We start from the raw sequence: 24861 nt of genomic DNA on the forward strand, positions 1-24861 counted from the left end.
CGAGCATCCGGTCCCGCACGGCCATTATGACGCGCACCAGCGCGCGGTTGGCCTCATGCGGGAGGCAAAAGCTCTCTGGTACGACAATTTCAACACCTCCCTCTGACATCGTCGGCGCATCGATGCGACCGTCGTACTCGGAGCGAGGATGTGCCGTTTGGGAGCCGTCAGCCATCGTGCCCTCCTGGCGGATCTCCGTGCTGGTCGCGGACTTGGCGACGGGCTTCCACCAGTCCGACTTGGCGGGTGTGGATGCGTTGGAGGGCCGCGGAGTAGACGAGGGTGCGCTCCCCCGCACTGGCATGTCCGGCGTGGTCGAACTTCCAGAGCACGTCGTCAGCATCGACGTCAGCTGGCACCTCGGTTACCGGTATATTCCGCCAGTCTGGTCGCGTAGTTCCCTGGTGTTCAACGTGTTTGGTGTTCTGTCTTCGTGTCCAGGTTGCACGTGCGGCGCGCAAGGCACCCATGGTGGTCGAGTAGTGCCGGGATTTGGTGGTGATGTGTCCGCGGTATCCCAGCGTGTGCAGCCATCGCCCAATTCCGGCCATCGGCCTAACGCATTCGGCAAGTTGGGTGATGGTGGTCAAGATCGCGCGCACGTGTTCAGTGACGTCGAGCGTTGCGATCGCTTCCGTCGAGAGTCGCCGGGCGGTGATACCAAAGTCCTGCAGGGATTTGGTCACGTATTTGGCGAGGTATGCCGCAACCCGGCGCGGCGACAAGCGAGCCATCAGCCCGGTACCGACCGGTTCTCCCATTGCTTCGCCGCTGAGCGGTTGGGCATCGATCTGGGTGCCGAACCGCAGCTCACGTACGTCGCCATCGAGAGCGAGAACGTCAACACGAACCTGGCGCGCAGCACTCTGAATCAGCGCGGCCAGCTCACCGGCGGTGATCGGCGATACCCAGCCGCTGCTCCCGGTATCCGAAAGGGGCTCCCCACCACCACAGGTGGCGGCGGGGCCGTAATGGTTCTGGTCACTCTGGGTGGTGAGTGCTGACGGCGGGTCGAGGCGGATCAAGGCGTGGATGTGCGGGACCGCACGGGCTTGCAGTTCGACGACCTTGACGAAACTCACCCGTACCAAACCCCGGTCCATCCCCCGTGCTCGCAACTGTGCTGCTACGGCGCGCCGCAATGCGATGGTGAAACGCCGCCACAGCTCGGGCAGATGCCAGGTGAATAGGACATGCCCGAAGTAGTCGTAGCATTGACCGCACAACGGCTGTCCCACTATCGGATCGCCCATGGAATGAGTTGCATTGCACCGCAGTGGCTTCCGATGAATACAACGACTTCCTGGACTCGTCGATGTGGGGTGGCAACGCGCGCCGGTGGCGTTGTGCACCGTGCCGTAGCTGGGCGCGGTCAAGGTGGCGAACACCTGTGGGCGAGCAGCGACCTCGGCCGGCATGTTGTGGTGGCCACCGGCGGCACCGGCGTGCACCAGCTGCCAGGTGTCACGGGCGTACAGATCCGAGCATGACGGGCAGACGGCGGCTCGGCGGTTGTTGCAGCGCGTCCACACCACCTGCCGGCTCCCGACAGAACCAGCGCCGACCAGCTGGATCGGATGGGTGCAGAATCCCACCGATTCCACCCGCCGCCACCACGTCTCGAACCCCAGCGAGGATGCGCGCCGAACCATCTGGGTGATCACCGGCGCGGGGTCGGTAGTGGTGGGCAGGCCCGGCAAGCAGATCCGTTCTGGGGTAGTCATCGCCGCGTACCCGAACCCTTGTGGTTCGTGCTGGGGCGCCGGAAGTGCGTAGCCAGCCAAGCGATGTCGGCGTCGGTGACGTGGAAGGCCCGCACTCGGTTGACGGTGGTTCTGCCTTCGGTGAGCACGTAGCCGACGCCAGGTGTGGCATCGGGGATGTCTTCGCAACGCGCCCCATTTTGGTGGGCCGCGGTCGAGAGGATCATCGCCGTCTGGGTGGCCTCGGTCATACGCAGTCCAACCCGCACCGGGAACAGTTGGCGCAGCGCTATGAATCGCCCTGGAAATCCCGGAGGCTCCTGACCTTGGAAACGAGGATGCAGGTATGCCGAAGGAACAGTCGCCAGGTAGGCCCACGACACGCCGTTACGGCCCGGAGGAGAAGGCCGCCGCGGTGCGGATGGTCCGGACGTTGCGGACTGAGCTGGGCACCGAGCAGGGCACGGTGGCGCGGGTGGCGCGTCAGCTCGGTTACGGGGTCGAGTCGGTCCGGTCCTGGGTGCGCCAGGCCGATATCGACGACGGGCATGTACCGGGGGTGTCCACCGCTGAGATTGCGCGGATCAAGGAACTCGAACAGGAGAATCGAGAACTGAAGCGTGCCAACGAGATTCTGAAACGAGCAGCGAGTTTCTTCGGGGCGGAGCTCGACCGCCAACACCGCAAATAGTCGCGTTCATCGACGCGAATCGCGAGGAGTTCGGGGTCGAGCCCATCTGCACCGTCCTGCGTGAAGCAGGCGTGTCGGTGGCCCCGAGCACCTACTACGACACCAAAACCCGCAAGCCGTCGGCGCGGGCCTGCCGCGACGCGGTGCTGGGTCCGGTACTGCGAGCGCTCTGGGAGGACAACTACCGCGTCTACGGGGCACGCAAGCTCTGGAAAACCGCACGCAGGGCCGGCCACGACGTGGGCCGCGATCAGGTCGCCCGCCTGATGCGGGCAGCCGGGATCTGTGGGGCGCGGCGCGGCAAGCGCGTGCGGACCACCAAAGCAGATCCGGCGGCGACGCGGCATCCCGATCTGGTCAAACGGCAGTTCACCGCTACCGCTCCCAACCAGCTCTGGGTGACCGACCTGACGTTCGTGCCGACCTGGGCCGGGGTGGCCTATGTCTGTTTCCTCATCGACGCGTTCAGCCGGATGATCGTCGGGTGGCGGGTCGCCTCCCATATGCGCACCACGATGGTGCTGGATGCGATCGAGATGGCCCGCTGGTCACGCGGAATCCTGTTGCCGTACTTGGTATGTCATTCCGACGCCGGGTCGCAGTTCACTTCTATCCGCTACGGTGAACGGCTCGCCGAGATCGGCGCGACTCCCTCGATCGGCACCGTCGGGGACAGCTTCGACAACGCCCTGGCCGAAACCGTGAACGGCTACTACAAGGCCGAACTGATCTACGGGCCAGCACGTACCGGGCCGTGGAAGACCGTCGAGGACGTCGAGTTGGCCACCCTGAGCTGGGTGCACTGGCACAACACCAGCCGCCTGCACGGCTACCTCAGCGACGTTCCGCCGACCGAGTTCGAAGCGGCGTTCTACGATGCATCACGGAACGACCAGAACCTGGTCGAAATCCAATAGATCGAGCCTCCGGGAGAACCAGGGCGATTCACCACCACGTCTTTGGAAGGGTCTTGCACGGCGGCGATCACCGACACGCCGACTGCACGCCCCTGGGCCAACCAGCGGCCGAGCAGCGCTTCGATTTCGGCACGCTGTTTGCGGTCGGCGTAAGCGGTCAGCGAGGCCAGTTCATCAACGATTAAAACGATGTGCGGCTCAGCACGGCTGGGCCGATGCGTTCTTGTCGTGCCCCGCAGTCGCTGGGCACGGGCGACCATCGTCTCGGTCGTCTCACGCAGCACCGCCAGGATGGCCTCGGAGTCGTAAGCGAACCGGTCGAACAAGCCAGCTCCAGCACCGAATTCCATGCCGCCCTTGGGATCGAGGCAGCGCACCGCCACCAACCCTGCCTTGATGCCCGGTGCCAGCCCAGCCAAAAGCGACCACAACACACTGCCTTTGCCGGCCCCGGTGGCCCCACCGACAAGGATGTGACTACCGGCAACCGGCAGAGTCCAGGGGGTGCCCGTCTCCGTGATCCCCATCGGCACCCGGGCCAACTGCATGGGCATATCCACTGTTGGTCGTGGCAGCGCGACAGGTGCCGCCAGCGCGTCGTGGTGGCGGACACGGATGATGATGTCGCGGCCCCGACCAAGGTCCACCGGACCGGCGTCGATGCTGACATGGTGGGCACCGAACGCCGCGGCCAACCCCTCGGCTTGGGCCTGCCATGTTTTGACTGATTGACCCACCAGCAGCCGCACCAGCAGGGTATCGACGCCCGCCCCGATGCGCACCTCACGCAACTGCGGCACCAGCGGGGCGGCGTCAAGTTTGCCGCGCTCGGCGATCGTCAGGCCGTGACGTTCGCAGATCATCCGCCAGCGCCGCCAGTACACCAGATGCGCCCGCCGATAATCAGCAACTGGCTTGCCGATGAGCTGCTGATAGGCATCCGGCCAGCCCAGCCGCCACCCCCACAGCATCGCCGCGCAGGCCCCGCCGGTCACACACGCCGGGCGCAGGCCGCCCACCACGGCGATCAGCGCGAAGACGCTCAGCAGTGCCGCGGTGTCCGGCCAGCGCAGCGCGAACCGCCACAGCCCCCTACCCGTCAGGCTGACCAGATCGACCAGCAGCTCACCGAGCCAATCATCGCCGGCGGTGTCCGGTTTCTTGCCGTTGTTGTTCGATGCCATCGCTTCTCAGGTCCTTTCCGGTGCCGGGACCGGCCACGTTGATATCCGGTCCCGGCGCTCGCCGGTGTGTCAGCTGTTGCTGCCCGGTTTGGTTGCGGACGCAGCCGTGGACGTGATTGACGCCGCCCGGTATGCGACGCCGCTGCGATCGCCCTGCTGCCAGGGGATCGCGATCAGATCGGTGACAGCCACCGCTGCGCCGACCGTCACCTTGGGCGGACCGGCAACCGTTACCGCGATGACCTCACCGCCCGTGTCGTCGAGGACCAGCAATTGCACGGAGAACAACGGTTCGCCGGTCTGCCGGTCCGTACGCTGTGCTCCCGTGTCGTGAGTGACACGCGGCTCGGCATTCTTGGTCACGGTGAACTGCATCTGGCGGGTGTCGATGAGGAGTCGCATACCGACTCCCTCCTTCCTTGGCGGGTGGCCGCCGATCGGCCACACCATCAACTCAAGTAGGGTCGACGCACACCGGCCATGAGGTCGCAGTGCAGTCCCAATGCAGTTCGAACGCAGGTGAGCAGCGAGATAATCGGACGCGATGGACCATCCAATCGTCATCGTGAAGTGGACAGGCAGGCATGCCACCGCGCTCAAGCTCGCCCTGCGGATGTCCACTGAGGAGTTTGCCCAGCGGCTTGGCGTCGGCCCCAGGTCCGTCGCGGAATGGAGTCGAGAACCTGACCTGGTTCCAAAGCCGGTGATGCAACAGGCGCTCGACACGCTTCTGAGCCAGTCCGACGATGCCGCACAGACGCGCTTTGAACTGCTGGTGTACGGCCGCAGTTCACACGCTGACGCCACACCGGGGACCACGGCCGCTGACCTCACCACGGCCGGCCTTCTGGACTGGGTAGATCTGCACGCAGGCTGGCAGGCCGGAACAGCCCGGCTCCAGGTTCACGATCTGTTGGCGCAGATGACCCCACTTGTCGTCCGGCGGAAGGCGGCCCAGCGCGGACGAGTAGCTCGCAGCTCCATCGCGGCGGCAATCAGCGCGCTATACCCAGCACCGCGCGGCGGCCACAACCTGTATGCGGGCCGGTGCGGAACAGCCACCGCCGCAACAAGTATCCTCACCTGCCCCGAGTGGACCGAGATGAGCGTGCCGCTGGGAACGGGCCACGATTCGCTGACCCCAACATCAGGTCCGTCAACGCCCATGCTCAACCTCGACGAAACGGCCGCCGCGGCCGCCGTCCAGCGCATCGCCGAGTCGATCAACTTGCAAACCCGGATGTTCGACGCTGAACTGTACTGCCTCACTCACGTCGACATCTCCCAGCACGGCATCAGTGGAAGGCTACGGCTAGCCAACTTCGCCGATTACGCGCTGACGTTCGACCTGCTAGAGAACGAGCTCATCGATGCCCTCCTCAACGCAGGTAGTGATGTGCGGTGGTCGCAGTTGCCGCTTCGCAAGCTGTACCTGGGATCGATCGACCAAGCCATCAGCTTGAACCACCGGCTCTGCGCTGGCGGGCCGCTGGCCCTACTCGCCATCGCACGACCCCCGACCCGCAGCCACGGCCCCGACTATGCGATTGTCGTGCAGCAGCGCTCGGCGCAAGTCCTCAACGGGGTCGGCCGACTCGCCGTCATCCCCAAAGCCTTCCATCAACCACTGTTCGACTTCAGTGACGACGCACAGCTATCGGCGACGCTCGAACGCGAGCTTGAGGAGGAGTTGCTCGGACGTGATGAACTCCAGCCAGCGCGCGGGCCAGCCCAACGCCTCGTCCCGCTGCACCACACCCGACTATCGCAGCCAATGCGCTGGCTTGTTGAGCGGGCAGATTCCGACGCCTGGCGCGCCGAGTGCACCGGCTTCGGCCTCAACCTCGTCAACGGCAACTACGAGTTCGCGTCCCTGATCACGATCGACGACGAGGAATGGTGGAACTCGTTCGGCGGGCAACTCGTCACTAACTGGGAAGCCGAAAGCATCCGAATCTACTCCAGCCTCGACATCGACCGCATCTCCCAACTCACCACTGATGAACACTGGAGCGATGAAGGCCTCTTCGCTTTCCTGCAAGGTATTCGACGCCTCGCCGTGACGGGCGGACAACGGGTCAACCTTCCACCGACCGAACTGGAGCACGGCCCATGACGACGCCATGGTATTTCGGCAACGCCAACGACGACGCGGACACCCACCGCGGTTGGCTGCTTGGCCACTTCATGGGCGATGGAGCCCGCAACACCGATGCCGTCGAAATCAAATGGGGCATACACCCCGCCGGACAACACCGCGACGGATGGACCGTCGGCGAGCAACGAACGACGCTCCTCCTCTTAGTGTCCGGCCGATTCCGCCTTGATCTGCCAGAGCGCAGTATCACCCTTCAGCGGCAAGGTGATTACGCCATCTGGGGCAAGGGCATTGATCACTACTGGCAAGCAGAGGACGACTCCACCGTCATCACCGTTCGCTGGCCATCACAGCCACCAGCCTCTAGCGACACACCCCCGTGACCACCCGGACATCCGAACCCACCAGGACCGCAAACTGCGACGCGCCCACGTAACAGGCGTGCGGCTCCCTACGGTCTCCGCTGCACTCCCTTCGCTTCCGTCCGCTGGCGCTCCCGTCCGCGCCGGTCGCTGCGCTACGCCCGCCATCCACCGCACGCCCAATGACCAGCACCTCTGGCGCGCAAGCCTGTCCGCACAAACGTGCGCAACCAGAGGGCACCGCCGCCGGCGATGCACCGCCGAGCAGTCGCCCACGGGGGGCAGGCCAGCGCCCGACTACGCCGCTGACCAAGCGTGTGAGGACTTTCTTTACTGCGATCAAGAGTGGCGACTTCCCACTACATCTGCTTGCTGGGGTCATCCGAATCTGCTCGTTGGCCAGTCGGCTTGCCGCAGCTCGCAATATCCGCAGCGTTCAGCATCTTGCCCTTCACCCACAGCGGACGCTACCGTTGGTTCATATTACAAACCAACGGTCCACTATACGGACCATGATGAGAAGGTTCAAGTCTGCAGATGCCAGCCTCGTTGCTCACCGCGTTGCATGCCGAACAAGACACTGCTCGTCCGATGATCACGGTGGGCGAGAAGTCGATTCACCAGGAGGAGCTACTGGGTGCTGCAGCAACAGTTGCGCGCCGGATCGCGGGGGCCTCCCGCGTTGCAGTTGACGCCCGAGCTGACCTCCACACGGTGATAGCTGTTGTTGGATGCCTCCTCGCTGGTGTTCCCGCGGTGCCGATTCCGCCGGATTCAGGCTCCATGGAGCTCAACCACCTACTCACTGACTCTGCTGCTGAGTTGTGGATCGGGCCGCCATGCCCAGATGTTTCGCTTCCTGCGTTCGAAGTAAACCCCGATGAAAGATCGTCCCTGGATTCATCCGAGCCTGACCCCCGCACACCCGCGCTGATCATCTACACATCAGGAACGACCGGGCCGCCCAAGGGCGTCGTATTATCGCGACGGGCGATCGCTGCAGGCTTGGACGGACTGGCCGCAGCTTGGCAGTGGAATGCCGACGATCTGCTAGTACACGGTTTGCCCCTCTACCACGTACACGGCCTGGTGCTTGGCGTACTCGGTGCCCTGCGAGTCGGATCACCGCTGGTCCACACAATCCGCCCTAAACCTGCGTCGTACGCGTCGGCGAGAGGCAGCTTGTACTTCGGTGTCCCAACGGTCTGGTCACGAGTTTGCACGGATCCGGACTCGGCCCGAGCACTACGGAAGGCACGGTTGCTGGTGTCAGGAAGCGCACCACTACCTGTTCCGGTATTCGATACGCTCACTGCTCTCACGGGCAACGCCCCAATCGAACGCTACGGTATGACCGAAACGATGATTACCCTGAGCACTCGTTTCGACGGGGAACGCCGACCCGGCTGGGTGGGGCAACCGATCGCGGGTGTCCGCAGTCGACTGCGATCTGAGACTGACGAGCTCATAGCTCCTGACGGAGAAACTTTGGGGCGCTTGGAAGTTACCACTGAGGCACTGTTCGACGGTTATCTGAACAACCCCCCAATGACGGCCGAAGTAATGACATCTGATGGCTGGTGCAAAACGGGTGACGTCGCCGTAATCGACGCGGACGGGTTCCATAAGATCGTTGGTCGCGAATCAGTGGACATGATCAAATCCGGCGGCTATCGAATTGGTGCCGGCGAGGTCGAACTAGCCCTCCTGGCGCATCCCGGTATTCAGGAAGCTGCGGTGATCGGTGTTCCTGATACCGATCTCGGTCAGCGCATCGTCGCTTACGTGGTTGGCGACCCCGGAGACCTTCAGTCCGTCATCGACTTCGTCGCAGGGTCGTTGTCAATGCACAAGCGACCCCGTGAGATCCGCATCGTCGACAGCTTGCCCCGCAATGCCATGGGGAAGGTCCAGAAAAAGATGCTCCTGGCCGAGGCAATGCGATGAGCTCACTCGACAGGGGCGCATCGATCCGCCTCGACTGCGCCGGTCGGATCGCGACAGTGACGATCGATCATTCCGCGAGACGCAATGCCCTCACCGTCTCCATGCTTGTTCAACTAGATGAGATCCTCACCCGCTTGAGGTCCGAGCATGAAGTCCAGGTGGTGGTATTGACCGGAGCGGGAGACGATTTCAGTGCAGGACTCGACATTCGAGATCTCCGGGAGGGCAGAAACCGAGGAATCGAGCTGGAACACCGGATGACAGCTGTTGAGGAGAGGTTGGCCGCCTTCCCGAAACCCACGGTGGCAGCTATCGGCGGTTACTGTATTGGGGGAGGAATGCAGCTCGCAGCTGCCTGCGATCTGAGATTGGCTTCCGATACCGCCCAATTCGGTATCACCCCAGCCAAGTTGGGCATCGTTTACCCATCCCAAACAGTGACGCGCTTGGTGCGCATCCTGGGACCTGCCGCCGCCAAGCGACTCATTTTCACCGCGGAACTAATCGACGCAAAGACCGCAGTGCGCTTGAATCTCGTCAGCGAGGTGACGACCGGCGCAATGCTCGCACACCGGGCAGCCGGCTTGGCGAACCTTATCGCCACCCGGTCGCCCATATCCGTTGTAGCTGCGAAGGAAATGATCGACGCAGCTTGCTCAGGGGGGATTGATGAAGTCCTGGAGCGAAAGTGGTCGCTGGACGTGAATCCCGATGCGGCCGAAGGGCTCGATGCTTTTCTTGATCGCCGTTCGCCGGATTTTTCTGGCTGCTCCCGCGTGCAAACTGACTGACCACAAACGAGCGGCCGCGGGGCCCCATGGCTGAAGAAAGACGCTGAGTTTCGACATCGATATACGCTATCTGCAGTGGCCTAGGGATTTTTCAATGGCAGCGCGGGCTTTTAGCGCGAGTCCGGCGTAGTCGATCAGCCGATCTGCGGTCAGCCGAGACGACGGACCCGAGATACTAAAACATGCGTGCGCCGGTCCACTTGAGCCACGTACCGCGACGGCTACCGCAGAGATCCCTTCGTTGAAGGCGTCGGTGGTAGTTGCATAGCCCCGCTGACGAATAATCTGGATCTCTTCGCGGACTTGTCCGGGATCGGTGATTGTGCTGACCGTCACTTTTGATAGTCGCGTACTAAGATAAGCCTCGATCGCAGCGTCGCCGAGTGTCGCCAGATATGCCTTACCGGTCGCGGCGGCATGAAGGGGCAACCGCGTCCCTAAGGCCAGGAAAGCCCTAAGCTGGTGTGCGCTGTCGAGCCGTTCCACCAGAACGAGTTCGTCCCCGTCAGGAACCGCTAGATGGATGGTCTCGCCAGTCACTGACTGTAGGAAAGCCAATTCCGGCATGATCATGTCACGTAGGTTGTCTTTGGTTGCTACTGCGCTACCCAAGCGGAACGCCAGACTCGTGATTTCCCAGCGGCTGTCCCCAGTCGCCGGTCTGATCCAGCCGGCCTCATGTAGTGTTTTCAGATTGCGCTGCACAGTCGCCTTCGGAGTCCCGAGCCGCCGAGCAAGCTCGCTGAGGCCGATTGGCTGAGCAGTTGCGACTTGTTCGAAAACGCGCAGCGCGGTCAACACGCTGTTCATCAGGACCAACACCCCGATCCGATGTTTTCCTGGCGGCAGCGGACGCACAGTCCAGCATTGGTCCGCATCACAGTCCATCGATTCACAATACGAACCATAACCCTGACCGCACCACCGGCACCAGCCTGACCCCTCCGCAAGCTGCACGCGGGAAACAGAGAGCTCGAATGCACGCTCGTCGAAACGCCTCATGCGGCGCCAACATTCGCAGGGGGACGCTACTAGACCACTAGGTCTCGGCTTCGTCATCTGCAGCTACCGGCAGCGAACCGTCCAGTGTGAACATCATGGTGGGATTGACTGTCGCCAGATCTCGGCTGGCAGCCGCGTATAGCCCGGTCAAGACGTGCATCGACCGCACAGCATGTTGCAGCTTCGTGGTGACGTCAGCCAATTCGGTCAGATTCGAGGTCAGTAGCCGTCGCCGCAGGACGGCATAACGGTCGGTGATCTCGCGACCTTTGTCGGTTACCCGGAAGACCGCAGAGGTGCCCGCCTTGATCCGCTCCAACAGCCCCAACGCGACCAGCTTGCGCAAGTTGTACTGGAGGTTCGGCAGATCGCCACGGTTGGTCAATTGAGCGATCGTTGCGGCGTCCTTGGGCCGCTCCTGCATCCGAACGACATGTAACGCGATCACCTCGTTGAAGCCGAGATCCAGGTCGCCGGCGACCTGCATCGCATGCACCGCAAACCGGTGAAACTCACCCTCGGCTTGCAGCAGGGCGAACTCGAAGGCGGTCATCCCCTCCTCGTATCTGTCCTGAACCAGATGCCAGCGGCGCTCGCGGTCAACTGGCGATCGCTCACCTGCGCCGTTGCTGCTGCCGTGCACTTCATCAGTTGTCATGGGACTGCAGTCAACTAGCTGGCTCGGCGGTCCGCAAGATGGACCATTGATTTTCATTGGATTTTCGATTGATTTTCCATTGACTCTTGATACTGTGGACGTAGGCACTTCTCGTGCCGGAAGTGAGCGGAGTCACCCCTCGTCGGCTCACTCCACCGCCAGGCGCCGACCAGGGCGCGAACTTCTCCCATCGAGGCCTCAATGTCTGTAAATCACCACACCGGCTCGTCGGCAGCAGCAACCCGGCACTACGCGCCCTACGTTCAGGCTGACTGGGGGTACGCCAACCACTGGTATCCGGCACTGTTTGCCGACGAGCTTCCGGAAGGCGGATTCAAAGGCGTGACCATCGGCGGCCACGACATCGGATTGCGGCGCTCGGCAGGGAAGGTTTACGGGTTATCGGATCGATGCATTCACCGCGGCGTGAAACTCTCCGCCAAGCCGATGTGCCTGTCCGAAAGCACCGTCACCTGTTGGTATCACGGCTATACCTACGACATCTCCGACGGAAAGCTCACGACGATCGTCGGCAACCCCGATGATCAGCTGATCGGTCGGGCGGGCGTGCGGACCTATCCTGTCGAGGAGGCCAACGGCATCATCTTTGTCTTCGTCGGCGAGCCCGACTACGGAGCCCCGCCGGCCCTAGTGACCGACCTCCCGGCACGAGTCACCAACGACCCAAATGACAGGCCCGTCCCACACTTAACCGACGACGGCATTATCGTCCGCGGTATACATCGCCGACTGGTTGGCAACTGGCGCTTGGCGGCCGAAAACGGACTGGATCCAGGGCATCTGCTGGTGCACTGGGACAACCAAATCCTCGTTGCACTCGACCGCGCTCTGCCCCTTGGCGTAACCGCGCTGTCCAAAGAAGCCACCGAAGAGATCGACATTCCGGATGGTCCCAAGGGCGTCATGAACCGCTACGACAAATCCGACCTCTATCAGCCGGTCTTGGAGAATCCCAAGGTCAACATCAAGGCCCGCGGGTCGGTCCAACACTACTTCCGCACATCACTTTGGGTCCCAGGGATATTGATGGTGGAGCACTGGCCGGTCACCGATGTTGTCCAGTACGAGTTCTACGTGCCGATCGATGATCATCACCACGAGTACTGGGAAGTATTGGCAACGCGAGTCACCAACGACGCCGATCGCCAAGAATTCGATTTCAAGTATGAGAACTTCTACAAGCCGCTCGCGCTCGAGGGATTCAACAACTCTGATGTCTTCGCTCGAGAGGCAACAGAAGAGCACTACACCCGCTTCGACGGGTGGAACAACGAAATGCTCTGCGACATGGACTACTCGATCATTGCCTGGCGCAAGATGGCAGCCCGGCATCTACGAGGCTTCTTTGAATCACCGTATAAGGACGAGGACTGATCATGACCGTCACCTCAGAGGAATTTCGGTCGCCCAGCGATCTACATCATAAGACACACTGCGTGCGCCTGCACTACACCGACACAGTCAAGGCAATACAGGTACCCGAAGGGATTTCGGTAGTCGAAGCAGCCGAAGAAGCTGGTGTCCGTCTGGCACATCAATGTTGCGTAGGCACCTGTGGAACCTGTGTAGGGCGGGTCACGAACGGCGTGCTCGCGATGCCAGAGGGTCGAGTCTATCCGCTCAGCAACATCGAGATCCAGGATGGTCTGCGCCTGCTCTGTCAAGCAACTCCAACAACCGATGCTGATGCCGAATTAGACTATCCCGCTTCAATGCTCGACGATTACCCACGGAGGGAAACTACAGCAAAAGTCACCGGTATCAACGGGCTGGCCGAAACAGTTGTCGAGTTGTCGATTCGACTACCCAAACACGTGCAGTTTATCTTTCGTCCGGGCCAGTACGCTCGGCTCCGCGTCCCTGGGACCGATCAGTGGCGATCCTATTCAATGGCTTCTGGTGAACGTCAGAAGCGACAACTCACCTTCGTGATTCGACTGCTACCCAACGGTGCCATGTCGGACTACCTACGTGACCGCGCAACGCTCGGCGATCAGATCGATCTCGACGGACCACTCGGTTCGTTCGGATTGGCTACCGAGACCGGATCGGTGCTCATGTTGGCCGGCGGCACCGGCATTGCGCCGATGTTATCGATGCTGGACAAACTGCAGGCGGCACGCAGCCAAGACCCGATCCGACTGATCTTCGGTTGCGCCCGCGCCCGCGATCTCTTCCACCTCGATGAGATGGAAGGCCGAAGCAGCTTCATGAGCAACCTCACGGTCCGAGTTGTTGCCGACGAACCACATCAGCTTCCTGGCGTACTTGTTGGCAACCCAGTCAGTGCCCTCACTTCTGAGGATGTTGCTGCCCCAGACACATCAGCCTACCTGTGTGGTCCGCCGGCCATGATCGATGCCGCGTTCGTACGTCTGGAAGAACTCGGGTTGTCGCGCAAGCACATCCACACCGAGCAGTTCCTGCCGAGCTAACACGCGATCGCACAAATAGAGATTGGACCAAGCATGAGCATTGCACGGCTCGGCGCAGTCGCCGTCAACGTCGCTGATATCAATTCCTGGCAGCACCTACTTGTCGACCTACTCGAACTCGATGTTCGCCCACGCTCCTCCGCCGAGGATCCCCTCTTCGTCAGACTTGATGACCGACACCATAGGATCGCGCTCTATCCAGCCGCAAGCGACCAGATTCGCCGGGTCACATGGGAAGTTAATACGCCTGACGAACTACGGCAGCTCGCTGAGCGCGTACGCGATGCGGAGCTGGAAATCAACAGAGTCAGCGCCGACGACCCCGAGCCCCCGCAAGCACTTTCGGCGATTCGCTTCGCTGACCCCGACGGCTTCCCCACGGAGGTAGTAGTCGGTCCGCTCTCCGAACACAGCCCGGTCGCACATGGCGGAGTCATCAGCGGATTTATCACCGGAGAACTCGGTCTAGGGCACGTGGTCTACATGTGCAAGGACTATCAGGCCTCGGTCGACTTCTACACCCGTGTCCTCGGATTCGAACTCACCGATTACATCGTCTGGGACGGCGCCGACGCAACCTTTCTCCACTGCAACCAACGCCACCACAGCTTGGCGCTAATGAATGAATGCTTCGGCTTCCGAGGAGGGGACTTCAATCATTTCATGATCGAAGCTGCCACCCTCGATGATGTTGGCCGCGCCTACGATCGCATCTGCTCTGCTGGCATCGATCTCAAGCTCACCCTCGGTCGGCATACCAACGACGGCGTCACCTCCTTCTATCTCAGCACCCCGTCGGGGTTCGGTATAGAAATCGGTTGGGGCAGCCAGCTTATCGGTAGCGACTGGGAGGTCAAGGTCTACGATTCTCCGGCTCGCTGGGGCCATGAAGTCAAAAAGGTCAGATAACGTGACCGCTGATTGCACACGTATCCAAGTCGGTGGTGAACCTACGAGCGCCAGCGCGGCAGTCGAGCACTATCTGGACCGGATCGCTGAGCGCGACAACACGATTCGTGCATGGGTACACCTTGATCCAGAGCTGGCTCGCGCTCAGGCACGCGCACGCGATTCGGAACCTCCGAGCTCGCCGTTGCATGGCGTCCCGATCGGCGTGAAGGACATCATCGACACTGCCGACCAACCGACGTCCTACGGCAGCGACCTGTGGGCAAACCACCGTCCACAACGCGATGCAGAGGTGGTTGAACGCCTGCGCACCGCCGGCGCGGTGATCCTGGGAAAAACCTCCACCACCGAATTCGCCACTTACCAGTCGTGCGCAACCCGCAACCCACACAACCCCGAACACACACCCGGTGGCTCATCCAGCGGGTCGGCTGCCGCCGTGGCCGATGGCCAGGTGCCCGTGGCACTGGGCACTCAGACCGCCGGGTCGGTGCTACGACCCGGGTCCTACTGCGGAGTATTTACCCTCAAGCCGAGCTATGCGCGCTGGCCGTTCGACGGGGTGTTGCCGGTGGCATTGAGCTTCGACACAGTTGGGGCGTTTGCGCGGCACCCAGTCTGGCTCGGCGCACTCGATCAATCTGTGGCGCGCACAGGCGAGACCATGAAACTGCCGGCCACCCAGCGACTTCGTGTCGGAGTACTGCGGCCACCATGGGCCGATCGCGCGACACCGTCCGCCTCGGCTGCCCTGGAGAGGTTCGTCAAGAACCTCGCCGGCCTGACTGCACAGACCGCCGACATCGAAATTCCTGACGCACTCGGCGCTCTTGAAGACGCTCACAGCCTGATCATGGCCACCGAGGCCGCCGACGCACTTGACGGACACGTCCGACCCGAAAGGTCCGGCACGGTCAGCGATCAGCTCATCCGATTCCTGGCCCGCGGACACGCAGCTACCCCCAATGAGATTCAGCAAGCTCGCGCACTCTTCCGGGAGACGAGCCGGATTGTCAGTCGCGAGTTCGACGTCTTCGACGTCCTGGTCACGCTGGCGTCCACCGGTGAGGCCCCGGCCGGGCTGGGTAGCACCGGTGATCCGGTGTTCAACAAACTCGCCAGTGTCACCGGCCTCCCCGCCGTGGGTCTGCCGATCGGCACCGGTTCGTCAGGCCTGCCACTGGGCATCCAAGTCATCGGGCCACCGCACTCCGATCAGGCCCTGGTCCGACTCGCGACGTACTTGACCGATCGTGCCGGCCTGACCGCGCGCTGTCCGCTACCTGAGGAGCCGCGATGACCGACACTGTTCGCCAATCATCGCTGGACGCTGACCGGCGCGCTCTCTACGAGCAGGTCTGCGCCCGGCTGAATCCGGACAGATTCCGGGAGCTGCTAGTCAATCTGATCAATATCCACAGCCCGACCGGGCTGGAGCGTCAGGCATCGGAATTCATAGCCGACTACCTGCGGGACACCGTAGGAATCCCGGCGAGCTATCAGCCGATGAACGAAACCAGCGGCAACGCGTTCGGCGAGCACCTCGGCGGCGGCGCCGGCAGTCGACTGCTGCTCTACGCGCCCATCGACACCCACATCGACCCGGAGAACGATGTGCCGTGGGTCGGTCCCCGCCTACGGCCCGACATGCTCCCGCATGCCCGAGTAGACGGCGACCTGGTGATCGGGTTGGGCGCGTCCAACCCGAAATGCATGGTCGCCGGACTGACCGAAGTGACCCACGCCGTGGTCGAATCCGGGATACCGCTGACCGGCGACCTCGCGATCGGTTTCGCCGGCGGCGGTATGCCGGTCACCATGAGTAACCGAAACCAGGCCGGCATGAGCAGCGGAGTCTTCCACCTGTTGACCCACGGTGCGATGCCCGATCACGCGATCGTCTTCAAACCATGGTGGGCTGTCTTCCCCGAGGAACCGGGCATGTGCTGGTTCAAAGTATCGGTGCGGGGCACCTATGGCTACGCCGGAATTACCCGGGGCACACCAGGATTTCACTCGTCGATTGTGCCGGCCGCCCGAGTGATTCAGTACATCGAAGAGTGGCTGCCGCAATACACCGCCCACAACACCGCTGGCACCACGATTCCCGAAGGATGGATTTCTGCGATCCGGTCCGGCTCTCCGGACAAACCGGCCTTCCCCTCAGCCACGACCGAGATCTACCTCGACGTACGGGTCAACCCCCGCACCACACCCGCAGCGGTCCGCCATCAGTTCGCCGAACTCATCGCGCAGATCCGCGCAACCGAACCAGCCTTCGACCTGGACTGGGAAATGTATGGGTCACTGCCCGGCGGAATGACCGACCCCGACAACTGGATCATCCATTCCTGCCGCCGGGGTTGGGAAGAAGTCGAGGGCCGCCCCTACGAATCCACCCCCCTGCTGGGTGGACAGACCGACGGGACACTAATCCGCCGCTTGGGTGTGCCCACCGCACGCATCGGCTACCCGTGGCCGCCGGCCAGCGCCCCCGCCGACCTCAATGAGGGTCTGGGCGGAATGGGCGTCGCCTCGGTCAACGACGTCATGACCGCCGTCCGCGCAGTGGCCTACGCCGTCGTCGACACCTTGACCCGCACCCGAGAGGAGATCGACCTGTGACGCCACCCCGAAGGATCCTGAACATCGTTCCGGTTCCCGTAACACAACACGCACTTGACTCATTCGCTGCCCAAATTCCCGCGGAAGCAATATTTCCCGGCTTCGAGAATGTGTTTGTCGCGGTCCGAGCCGGTGGCACGACGTTGGACAGCGCCTACGAGGCCACGCTCGCGGACGTTTTCGTGCTGGAGGCCGGATGCCGCGCCGAAGAACACGGATACGCCGCGGTCTGCGTCAACTCGATGAGCGATTCCGCGCTCGCCGCCCTTCGTTCCCGGCTAAGCATTCCGGTGGTCGCCCCAAACCTAGCCTCGATGTTGGTGGCGTCGTTGCTGGGCAAGAAGTTTTCGGTCGTAACGATGTGGCCGCAATGGCACGAGCTCTATCACAAGGCCGCGCGCGAACACGGGCTCACTGCCCGATTGGCCTCCGTCCGCGATGTCGGCATCCGGCCTGACACCACCGAATTACTGGCCGGAAAAGAAGATTTCATTTTCGAGGCGCTCGAAGCGCAGGCCCGTAAGGCGATTGACGAGGACGGCGCCGACGTGATCATCCTCGGATCCACCACGATGCACCAGTCCCACGCGTACCTGGAGAAAGTGCTGGATGTCCCCGTGATCAACCCCGGTGTGATCGCCTACAAGATGTGCGAACTGCTCGTCCTGAGTGGACTCACCCACAGCAAGCGCGCATACCCCGCACCCGCGTTGATCCAGGACGATCTGCTCAGTTCCGTCACCCCCGCACTGCCAAAGCACCGACCAGACCAGGAGACACACCCGTGACGAACGTCAATCCAGAAATCGGCCGCACCCTAAACACCGGCGGCTACGACACCAACTACCACGACGTCGGCAGCGGTGCACCGGTGCTGTTGCTGCACGGTTCCGGCGCCGGGGTTTCGGCCTGGGCCAACTGGCGCGGCCTCGTCCCCGTGCTCTCGCAAGAATTCCGGGTGATCGCACCCGACCTGGTCGGTTTCGGCTACACAGAAACTCCAGACTCATTGCAGTTCAATATCTTCGACACCTGGATCGACCAGACGCTGGCCCTACTCGACGGCTTGGGCATCGACAAGACCCACATCGTGGGCAACTCGTTCGGCGGCGGGCTGGCGCTGCACCTGGCGACCAAGCACCCCGACCGGCTCGACCGGATCACCCTGATGGGCGCCGGCGGCGTAGAAATGCCAATGAGCGACGAACTCGACCAGCTATGGGGCTACACCCCGTCGGTCGAGAACATGAAGAAAGTCATGGACATCATGGCTTACGACCGGTCGCTGGTCACCGACGAACTCGCCGAGCTGCGCTATCGAGCCACCATCCGGTCCGGCGCCCAGGAGGTGTTCGAGCGGGTCTTCCCACCACCGCGGCAGCGCTGGCTGGACGCTCAGATCGTGTCCGACGAAGCGCTGGCCGGCATCGCACACGAGGTGCTGATCCTGCACGGACGCGAGGACCGTGTCGTTCCCCTGCATGCCTCGCTGCACATGTTCGAACAGATCCCCAAATCCCAGTTGCACGTGTTCGGGCAATGTGGCCATTGGACTCAGATTGAGCATGCCGAACGATTCCATCAGTTGGTATCCCAATTCCTGCGGGAAGCCGACGTCGGCGGAGCGAGCACGTGACCGTCGCCGCCACCACCGACCTGCAATCAGAACTCGCCGACAAGCTGCGGGCGGCCCACACTCATCGGATCCCGATCGACCGGATCACGGCGAAATATCCGCATCTCACCATCGATGACGCTTACGCCATTCAACAGCAACAGATTTCGGCATGGAGCAGCGGCGGCGACCAGGTGCGCGGCCACAAGGTGGGCCTGACATCCAAGGCCATGCAACGCCAGCTCGGCGTCGACTTTCCCGATTACGGACGCCTCACCGCCTCGATGTTTCTGCCCGAGGGAACTGCCATCCCCGCCGATCGGTTCCTACAGCCGCGACTCGAACCGGAGGTCGCCTTCGTCCTGGGCCGCCGCTTGACCGGCCCAGGAGTGACCGTGGCCGACGCAGCCCGCGCGGTCGACGTCGTCCTACCAGCGCTGGAGATCATCGACTCACGGATCCGCGACTGGGACATCGGCCTTGTCGACACGATCGCCGATAACGCCTCCTCCGGCGGTGTCCTGCTCGGCGGCACCGCCCGCCGCCTCGACGAGCTGGACCTGCGGCTGATGGGTGTACTCGTGCACCGCAACGGCGAGCTCGTTGCCACCGGTGCCGGCGCGGCGGTGCTGGGCTCTCCGCTCAACGCTCTGGCGTGGCTGGCCAACACGCTTGGCCCCCGCGGCATCGCCGTCGAAGAAGGCGAGATCGTCATCCCCGGATCTATGACGTCGGCGATCCCGGTGCAGGCCGGCGACAGCTTCCACATCGAATTCACCGCACTCGGCAGCGTCACAGCCCATTTCGCTGCCGAGTAATCCCACCAGAACACCCCTAGGAGAGACCCTTGTCCATCGTTACTGCGGCCATTGTTGGGCCGGGCAATATTGGGACTGACTTGTTGGCGAAGTTGTCGCGCAGTGAGCGGATTGCAGTGCACTCGATGGTGGGTGTGGATCCGGATTCCGAGGGATTAGCGCGTGCGGCCCGGTTAGGGGTGGCGACCTCGGCTGGTGGGGTGGATTGGTTGCTGTCCCAACATGAGTTGCCCGACATCGTGTTCGAGGCCACCTCGGCCAAGGCCCATGCCGCGAATGCACCGCGCTACGCCGAGGCCGGGATCCGGGCGGTGGATCTGACCCCGGCAGCAATTGGGCCGTTCGTATGCCCGCCGGTCAATCTCGACATCAACACGACCGCGCCAAATATCAACATGATCACCTGTGGTGGGCAGGCCACCATCCCGATCGTGGCCGCGGTCAACCGGGTCACCGCGGTCAGCTACGCCGAGATCGTGGCGTCGATCTCGTCGCGTTCGGCCGGGCCGGGCACGCGGGCCAATATCGATGAGTTCACCGAAACGACGGGGCGAGCGATCGAGGACGTCGGCGGAGCAACCCGAGGCCGGGCGATCATCATCATCAATCCGGTCGATCCACCAATGATCATGCGCGACACAGTGTTCTGCGCTATTGACCCCGATGCCGACCGTAACCAGATCAGGGCATCCATTCATGCCATGGTCGACACCGTCGCCACCTACGTGCCCGGCTACACCCTCAAAGCCGACCCGCAATTCGACGATCCCCGCCCGGACTGGAACGGCAAAGCACGGGTGACCACCCTGCTGGAGGTCCGCGGCGCCGGCGACTACCTGCCCGACTACGCCGGCAACCTCGACATCATGACCGCCGTAGCCGCCGAGGCCGGCGAACGCATCGCCGCTTCCCTACTGACACAACACGATCAGGTGGTAACACAATGACCAACTGGGACACCCACAGCCGCGACGTGCGCCTGGTGGACACCACACTGCGGGACGGCAGCCACGCCATGGCGCACCGCTTCACCGTCGCCGAGGTCCACGACACCGTCATCGCACTGGATGCCGCCGGGATCTCGCTAATCGAAGTCGCCCACGGCGACGGACTGGGCGGGTCCACCTTCAACTACGGCTTCTCCGCGGTCCCCGAAACCGAACTCATCGCTACCGCCGTGGCCGCGGCCCGCCACGCCAAGATCGCCGTGCTGCTGCTACCGGGCCTGGGTACGGTCACCGACCTCAAAACCGCCCACGACCTCGGCGCCGGTGCAGTTCGTATCGCCACCCACTGCACCGAAGCCGACATCTCCTTGCAACACTTCGGCGCGGCACGCGCCCTGGGCATGGAAACCGTCGGCTTCCTGATGCTCTCCCACATGTCCAGCCCCGAACGGCTGGCCCGGCAAGCCCGCGTCATGGCCGACGCCGGCTGCCAATGTGTCTACGTCGTCGACTCCGCCGGCGCGCTGATTCTCGACGAAGTCAGCGACCGCGTCGCAGCTCTGGTTGCCGAACTCGGTGATGACGCCCAAGTGGGCTATCACGGGCACCAAAACCTCAGCCTCGGCGTGGCCAATTCGGTGCTGGCCTACCGCGCCGGCGCCCGCCAAATCGACGGCTCGCTAGTTGCTCTCGGTGCGGGAGCGGGCAACTCTCCCACCGAAGTCTTGGCTACGGTTTTCGAACGGCTCGCCATCACCACCGGCATCGACAAAGACCAGGTGCTGGCAGCTGCCGAAGAAACCGTCAAGCCCTACATCACCCGCCTGCCCGTGATGGACCGCGCCTCAATCGTCCAGGGCTTCGCCGGGGTCTACTCCAGCTTTCTACTTCACGCTGAACGCGCAGCGCATCGCTACAACGTGCCCGCACACGAAATCCTTTACCGCGTAGGACAAAAGCGATACGTCGGCGGTCAGGAAGACATGATCATCGACATCGCGATTCAGCTGCAGCACGAACAGACATCCGCCGATCTCCCACCCGCCGAACTCAGCACCGCCTAGCAACTAGAAGAGTACAGAAGGGACCTCCATGAACGTCGCAATCATAGGTGCGGGTATCGCCGGACTGTGTTCAGCGAAGATACTCACCGAATTCGGTTTTGATGTCACTGTTTTCGACAAGACACCCGACGTGGGCGGGGTGTGGAGCCGCACCCGCCGCTATCCGGGCGTCACGACGCAAAACAACAAGGGTACATACGCCTTCTCCGATTTTCCGATGCCGAAGGACTATCCGGAATGGCCAGCCGGGGCACAGGTGCAGCAGTACCTCGCCGAGTACGCGCGTCATTTCAACCTCGACCACCGCATCCGATTGCAAACTGAAGTGCTGTCTGCCGACCTCGACGAGCAGGCAGGGCGATGGACCCTCACCACCCGAAAGGGTGATGAAGGATTGACGGAAGAGATCGAATTTGATCAGCTGATCGTGGCTAACGGCATCTTCTGCGATCCGTTCGTTCCCGACTACCCCGGTACGTCGGACTTCCTCCGGACCGGTGGACAGCTTTGCGCCGCATCAGAATTCAACGACTTGCGAGACGCTGCCGGAAAAGACATCGTCGTGGTCGGCTATGGCAAATCCGCTTGCGACATCGCCGAGTCCCTCAGCGACGTGGCATCGTCGACGACCGTGGTCGCTCGTGAAGTCACCTGGAAGATGCCACGCAAGGTTGCAGGTTTGCTCAATATGAAATATTTATTGCTAACTCGACTGACCGAGGCGCTATTCCAACATCTTGACCAACAAAGGTTTGTGCGCTTCCGTCGGTTTGCCCGGAACGCGCTGCTGGGTTCGGTTGGATCGGTCGCCCGGCGCCAACTGTTATTTGACGAACTCGGTCTGGTGCCAAGGGGTCCATTTGAAAACATCGTCCGTCATGCGGTAGGCCTCGCCACCGAAAACTTCTATGAGAAGATCCGCGATGGCATCATCGATATACATCGCGAACTGACCATCGCCCAACTATGCGAAAAGGATGGCCGTCCGACTGTCGTCTTCTCGGACGGCAGTATACTAGCCGCCGATACTGTTATTTGTGCGACCGGCTTTGTGCAGCATGCTCCGTTTCTGACAGACTCCCTCCACCGACGTCTCACTGACGCAGACGGCAACTTTATGCTGTACCGCCAGATTTTACCGCTGGACGTGCCGCGGCTGTTCTTCGTGGGCTATGGATCCTCTTTGCTCAGCACCCTCAGTGCCGAAGCGGCAGCCATGTGGGTGGTTCACTATCTCGCCGGAATCGCCGAGATACCGAACGCCACGGAGCGCCGAGCATTTACGGAGCGCCGATTGAACTGGATGATCGAACGTACTCAAGGCAAGCAGGCATGCGGTACCAACATTATTCCGTTCCAGCTGCGGTTGATTGATGAGATTCTGGATGAAATCGGAGTGAATATCGGCCGCTGGGCAAAGCTACGCCAGTGGCTACTGCCGATCAGACCGCAATCTTATAAGGCGGCTACCCGGAAACTTCACCGTTTGGTCGACAGAAAGCGTCGGACACCCGCATTATTTGCCGCCGTATTCACGATCATCGGTCTTGTACTCGCAGGCCTCGTGAACCCACATATTTCGCGCGCGGACGAGGACCAGGACAGTCATAAGAGTTGGTACATCGAAGGAGCCGAGTTCGAGCCGAGTCGGACCGACCAAAACGGGGTCCTAGACGACATATCGTTCTATACGCCGCCAGATCCACTGCCGCCAGGTCAACCCGGTGACCTGATCCGCACCGAGCCGTCGCGCGTAGTCTTCGAGCCCTCCGGCCGGGTATGGTTTCGCGGTACGGGAACTCGGATCATGTACCGCAGCACCGAAGCACAGGGCCACCCGGTCGCAGTGACCGGCACCTATATCGAGCCGGACAACCCTTGGCCGGGCAACGGTCCGCGCCCGTTAATCGCCTATGCGGCGCTTCCGACCGGGATGGGTGAGCAGTGCGCGCCATCAAAGCTGATTAACCAGGGTATCCACGCCTCCACATCGTCAGGTTTTGACGTCATGATCAACCTCGACCAGGGCTTCATCGGGACGTTGGTGGCGCGGGGATTCGCTGTCGTGATTACCGACGGCGTCGGTATGGGCGTCCATGGTCAGAACTCGCCGCAGTTTGTGAACAGGGTTGCCGCCGGCACCGCTTTGATCGACGCTGCCCGAGCAGCGATGAAGCTACCCGGCACTTCCCTGGAGCCGCACGGGCCGGTCGCGTTCTGGGGTTGGTTGTCGGGCGGACACGCCGCATTGGCGGCGTCTGAACTGGCGGATACCTATGGACCCGAACTCAATACGGTTGGCGCGTATGCGGCCGCCACGCCCACCGATATATCTGTACTCGTCCCAGTCTTTGACGGTAACTTCCTGGCTGGAACAACCGGCTGGATATTGAGAGGCATGATGTCGGCTTACCCTGAGACTGAACAACCCATTCGGGATTCGTTAACCCCGCGCGGTTTGGAGATGCTGGATAACACCGGGCGTCAGTGCCTCGTGCAAACTGGGATCGATTACGAATTCCGTCACCTCGGAGGTGGGCCAACAGACGCCGAATCGGGTCGATTCTGGTTTAAGCATGATATTTACGAAGGTGCCCAGGTGGACCCTCTTAAGAGTCTGCTCAAGACAATGCGACTAGGTGTCAGCAAACCTAACATGCCAGTGTATTTCGACCACAATCGGTGGGATTCATTCGCACCCTACCAAACCGCCCTTCAGACAGCGCGGGAATACTGCGCCATGGGCACCGATGTTACATTCTGGACCAACGAGCAGCCCCCATTCTTGAACAAATTGGCTATCAACTCCCTTTTGCCAGTGGTAGTCGATGGCGAGAGAAGCATTGCGTGGGTTACCGATCGGTTCAATGGCGTGCCGACTACACCAAATTGTGGTGAACTCTAGTGACATACGTCTTTAGGAATTTTCTGACAGAGGTTAGTCGGCCGAATCACATGAAATACCGAGCTACAGCACCGTCAGCAGACACCTTCGACGTTGGGTACGCGGAAAAGCCGGTTGTGCGTCCAATACTAGCTATCCGCTCCAACAGGAGAGACAGCATTTGCTAGCG

General features: G+C 62.0%; 21 protein-coding genes, 2 pseudogenes and 1 other annotated feature. Of the genes and pseudogenes, 17 read left to right on the top strand and 6 right to left on the bottom strand.

Going from position 1 to position 24861, the window contains the following annotated elements; all coding sequences use genetic code 11:
* Positions 1-167 precede the first annotated feature (167 nt).
* Together BN4346_RS38190 and BN4346_RS38195 are read right to left on the bottom strand one after the other, a co-directional pair.
* Positions 168-1724 carry a replication initiator gene (locus BN4346_RS38190; RefSeq protein WP_078058726.1) on the bottom strand — a complete coding sequence of 519 codons (1557 nt, stop codon included), beginning with the start codon at positions 1722-1724 and terminating at the stop codon, positions 168-170.
* A pseudogene (locus tag BN4346_RS38195) lies at positions 1721-1996 on the bottom strand (FtsK/SpoIIIE domain-containing protein); the annotation flags it as partial. The gene BN4346_RS38190 and the pseudogene BN4346_RS38195, both read right to left, overlap by 4 nt.
* A 53-nt stretch (positions 1997-2049) precedes the next feature.
* Here BN4346_RS38195 and BN4346_RS38200 point away from each other — a divergent pair.
* Positions 2050-3311 (top strand): IS3 family transposase gene (locus BN4346_RS38200; protein ID WP_096867509.1). Its coding sequence is split into 2 segments (ribosomal slippage): positions 2050-2353 and positions 2353-3311, totalling 1263 coding nucleotides; the frame shifts between segments, so codons are not numbered across the junction.
* Positions 2349-2480 (top strand) — a sequence feature (AL1L pseudoknot). It overlaps the preceding gene by 132 nt.
* On the opposite strand, the gene BN4346_RS38205 is transcribed toward BN4346_RS38200, so the two are convergent.
* Together BN4346_RS38205 and BN4346_RS38210 are read right to left on the bottom strand one after the other, a co-directional pair.
* Positions 3266-4495: an FtsK/SpoIIIE domain-containing protein gene (locus BN4346_RS38205; RefSeq protein WP_067973824.1), complete on the bottom strand. Its 1230-nt coding sequence runs from the start codon at positions 4493-4495 to the stop codon at positions 3266-3268. The two genes, BN4346_RS38200 and BN4346_RS38205, sit on opposite strands and share 46 nt — an antisense overlap.
* 69 nt (positions 4496-4564) lie before the next feature.
* Complete coding sequence (locus BN4346_RS38210) at positions 4565-4897, bottom strand: SCO3933 family regulatory protein (RefSeq protein WP_067973826.1); 333 nt, start codon at positions 4895-4897, stop codon at positions 4565-4567.
* A gap of 142 nt (positions 4898-5039) precedes the next feature.
* Between BN4346_RS38210 and BN4346_RS38215 the strand changes: the two genes are divergently transcribed.
* The 4 genes from BN4346_RS38215 to BN4346_RS38230 all read left to right on the top strand — a co-directional run bounded on the left by BN4346_RS38215 (position 5040) and on the right by BN4346_RS38230 (position 9693).
* On the top strand, positions 5040-6611 hold the full coding sequence (locus BN4346_RS38215) for a hypothetical protein (protein WP_067973829.1): 1572 nt from the start codon (positions 5040-5042) through the stop codon (positions 6609-6611).
* Positions 6608-6976, top strand: coding sequence for a signal peptidase I (locus BN4346_RS38220; RefSeq protein ID WP_067973832.1), 369 nt, complete (start codon positions 6608-6610; stop codon positions 6974-6976). The genes BN4346_RS38215 and BN4346_RS38220 overlap by 4 nt, the downstream gene beginning before the upstream one ends.
* A 516-nt stretch (positions 6977-7492) precedes the next feature.
* Positions 7493-8902, top strand: coding sequence for an acyl-CoA synthetase (locus tag BN4346_RS38225; protein ID WP_067973835.1), 1410 nt, complete (start codon positions 7493-7495; stop codon positions 8900-8902).
* On the top strand, positions 8899-9693 hold the full coding sequence (locus BN4346_RS38230; protein WP_067973838.1) for an enoyl-CoA hydratase/isomerase family protein: 795 nt from the start codon (positions 8899-8901) through the stop codon (positions 9691-9693). The genes BN4346_RS38225 and BN4346_RS38230 overlap by 4 nt, the downstream gene beginning before the upstream one ends.
* A 66-nt stretch (positions 9694-9759) precedes the next feature.
* On the opposite strand, the gene BN4346_RS38235 is transcribed toward BN4346_RS38230, so the two are convergent.
* Together BN4346_RS38235 and BN4346_RS38240 are read right to left on the bottom strand one after the other, a co-directional pair.
* Positions 9760-10695, bottom strand: coding sequence for an IclR family transcriptional regulator (locus BN4346_RS38235; protein ID WP_235653652.1), 936 nt, complete (start codon positions 10693-10695; stop codon positions 9760-9762).
* 37 nt (positions 10696-10732) lie between these two features.
* Positions 10733-11353 carry a winged helix DNA-binding protein gene (locus BN4346_RS38240; protein ID WP_078058700.1) on the bottom strand — a complete coding sequence of 207 codons (621 nt, stop codon included), beginning with the start codon at positions 11351-11353 and terminating at the stop codon, positions 10733-10735.
* Positions 11354-11554: 201 nt separating this feature from the next.
* On the opposite strand from BN4346_RS38240, the gene BN4346_RS38245 reads away from it, so the two are divergent.
* The 12 genes and pseudogenes from BN4346_RS38245 (at position 11555) to BN4346_RS49760 (ending at position 24692) form a co-directional block, all read left to right on the top strand.
* A complete protein-coding gene (locus BN4346_RS38245) occupies positions 11555-12748 on the top strand; it encodes a Rieske 2Fe-2S domain-containing protein (protein WP_067973840.1) in 1194 nt (397 codons plus the stop codon).
* A 2-nt stretch (positions 12749-12750) separates the two neighbouring features.
* Positions 12751-13809 (top strand): FAD-binding oxidoreductase, encoded by a 1059-nt coding sequence (locus BN4346_RS38250; protein WP_067973844.1) that lies wholly within the window; start codon positions 12751-12753, stop codon positions 13807-13809.
* A gap of 33 nt (positions 13810-13842) precedes the next feature.
* A complete protein-coding gene (locus BN4346_RS38255) occupies positions 13843-14718 on the top strand; it encodes a VOC family protein (protein ID WP_067973848.1) in 876 nt (291 codons plus the stop codon).
* Between the two features lies 1 nt (position 14719).
* Positions 14720-16018, top strand: coding sequence for an amidase (locus BN4346_RS38260; RefSeq protein ID WP_235653653.1), 1299 nt, complete (start codon positions 14720-14722; stop codon positions 16016-16018).
* Positions 16015-17343, top strand: a complete 1329-nt coding sequence (locus BN4346_RS38265) for a M20 family metallopeptidase (RefSeq protein ID WP_067973849.1) — start codon at positions 16015-16017, stop codon at positions 17341-17343. Before BN4346_RS38260 ends, BN4346_RS38265 begins: the two co-directional genes overlap by 4 nt.
* Positions 17340-18131: an aspartate/glutamate racemase family protein gene (locus BN4346_RS38270; protein WP_067973852.1), complete on the top strand. Its 792-nt coding sequence runs from the start codon at positions 17340-17342 to the stop codon at positions 18129-18131. Before BN4346_RS38265 ends, BN4346_RS38270 begins: the two co-directional genes overlap by 4 nt.
* A complete protein-coding gene (locus tag BN4346_RS38275; protein ID WP_067973856.1) occupies positions 18128-18979 on the top strand; it encodes an alpha/beta fold hydrolase in 852 nt (283 codons plus the stop codon). The genes BN4346_RS38270 and BN4346_RS38275 overlap by 4 nt, the downstream gene beginning before the upstream one ends.
* Entirely contained in the window at positions 18976-19776 is an 801-nt protein-coding gene (locus BN4346_RS38280) for a 2-keto-4-pentenoate hydratase (RefSeq protein WP_407695090.1), read from the top strand. The genes BN4346_RS38275 and BN4346_RS38280 overlap by 4 nt, the downstream gene beginning before the upstream one ends.
* A 29-nt stretch (positions 19777-19805) precedes the next feature.
* Entirely contained in the window at positions 19806-20723 is a 918-nt protein-coding gene (locus BN4346_RS38285) for an acetaldehyde dehydrogenase (acetylating) (protein WP_067973859.1), read from the top strand.
* Positions 20720-21787 carry a 4-hydroxy-2-oxovalerate aldolase gene (gene dmpG / locus BN4346_RS38290; protein ID WP_067973862.1) on the top strand — a complete coding sequence of 356 codons (1068 nt, stop codon included), beginning with the start codon at positions 20720-20722 and terminating at the stop codon, positions 21785-21787. The genes BN4346_RS38285 and dmpG overlap by 4 nt, the downstream gene beginning before the upstream one ends.
* Before the next feature lie 28 nt (positions 21788-21815).
* Positions 21816-23174: pseudogene (locus BN4346_RS49755) on the top strand (flavin-containing monooxygenase); the annotation flags it as partial.
* Positions 23175-23273: 99 nt separating this feature from the next.
* Positions 23274-24692, top strand: a complete 1419-nt coding sequence (locus BN4346_RS49760) for a lipase family protein (RefSeq protein ID WP_407695143.1) — start codon at positions 23274-23276, stop codon at positions 24690-24692.
* Positions 24693-24861 lie beyond the last annotated feature (169 nt).

The sequence above is a fragment of the Mycolicibacter icosiumassiliensis genome (assembly GCF_900078685.2).
Lineage (GTDB): Bacteria > Actinomycetota > Actinomycetes > Mycobacteriales > Mycobacteriaceae > Mycobacterium > Mycobacterium icosiumassiliensis.

Coding starts and splice junctions, on each gene's coding strand:
- BN4346_RS38190 (WP_078058726.1), bottom strand. CDS start 1,724: ATGACTACCCCAGAACGGATCTGCTTGCCGGGCCTGCCCACCACTACC.
- BN4346_RS38205 (WP_067973824.1), bottom strand. CDS start 4,495: ATGGCATCGAACAACAACGGCAAGAAACCGGACACCGCCGGCGATGAT.
- BN4346_RS38210 (WP_067973826.1), bottom strand. CDS start 4,897: ATGCGACTCCTCATCGACACCCGCCAGATGCAGTTCACCGTGACCAAG.
- BN4346_RS38215 (WP_067973829.1), top strand. CDS start 5,040: ATGGACCATCCAATCGTCATCGTGAAGTGGACAGGCAGGCATGCCACC.
- BN4346_RS38220 (WP_067973832.1), top strand. CDS start 6,608: ATGACGACGCCATGGTATTTCGGCAACGCCAACGACGACGCGGACACC.
- BN4346_RS38225 (WP_067973835.1), top strand. CDS start 7,493: ATGCCAGCCTCGTTGCTCACCGCGTTGCATGCCGAACAAGACACTGCT.
- BN4346_RS38230 (WP_067973838.1), top strand. CDS start 8,899: ATGAGCTCACTCGACAGGGGCGCATCGATCCGCCTCGACTGCGCCGGT.
- BN4346_RS38235 (WP_235653652.1), bottom strand. CDS start 10,695: ATGAGGCGTTTCGACGAGCGTGCATTCGAGCTCTCTGTTTCCCGCGTG.
- BN4346_RS38240 (WP_078058700.1), bottom strand. CDS start 11,353: ATGACAACTGATGAAGTGCACGGCAGCAGCAACGGCGCAGGTGAGCGA.
- BN4346_RS38245 (WP_067973840.1), top strand. CDS start 11,555: ATGTCTGTAAATCACCACACCGGCTCGTCGGCAGCAGCAACCCGGCAC.
- BN4346_RS38250 (WP_067973844.1), top strand. CDS start 12,751: ATGACCGTCACCTCAGAGGAATTTCGGTCGCCCAGCGATCTACATCAT.
- BN4346_RS38255 (WP_067973848.1), top strand. CDS start 13,843: ATGAGCATTGCACGGCTCGGCGCAGTCGCCGTCAACGTCGCTGATATC.
- BN4346_RS38265 (WP_067973849.1), top strand. CDS start 16,015: ATGACCGACACTGTTCGCCAATCATCGCTGGACGCTGACCGGCGCGCT.
- dmpG (WP_067973862.1), top strand. CDS start 20,720: ATGACCAACTGGGACACCCACAGCCGCGACGTGCGCCTGGTGGACACC.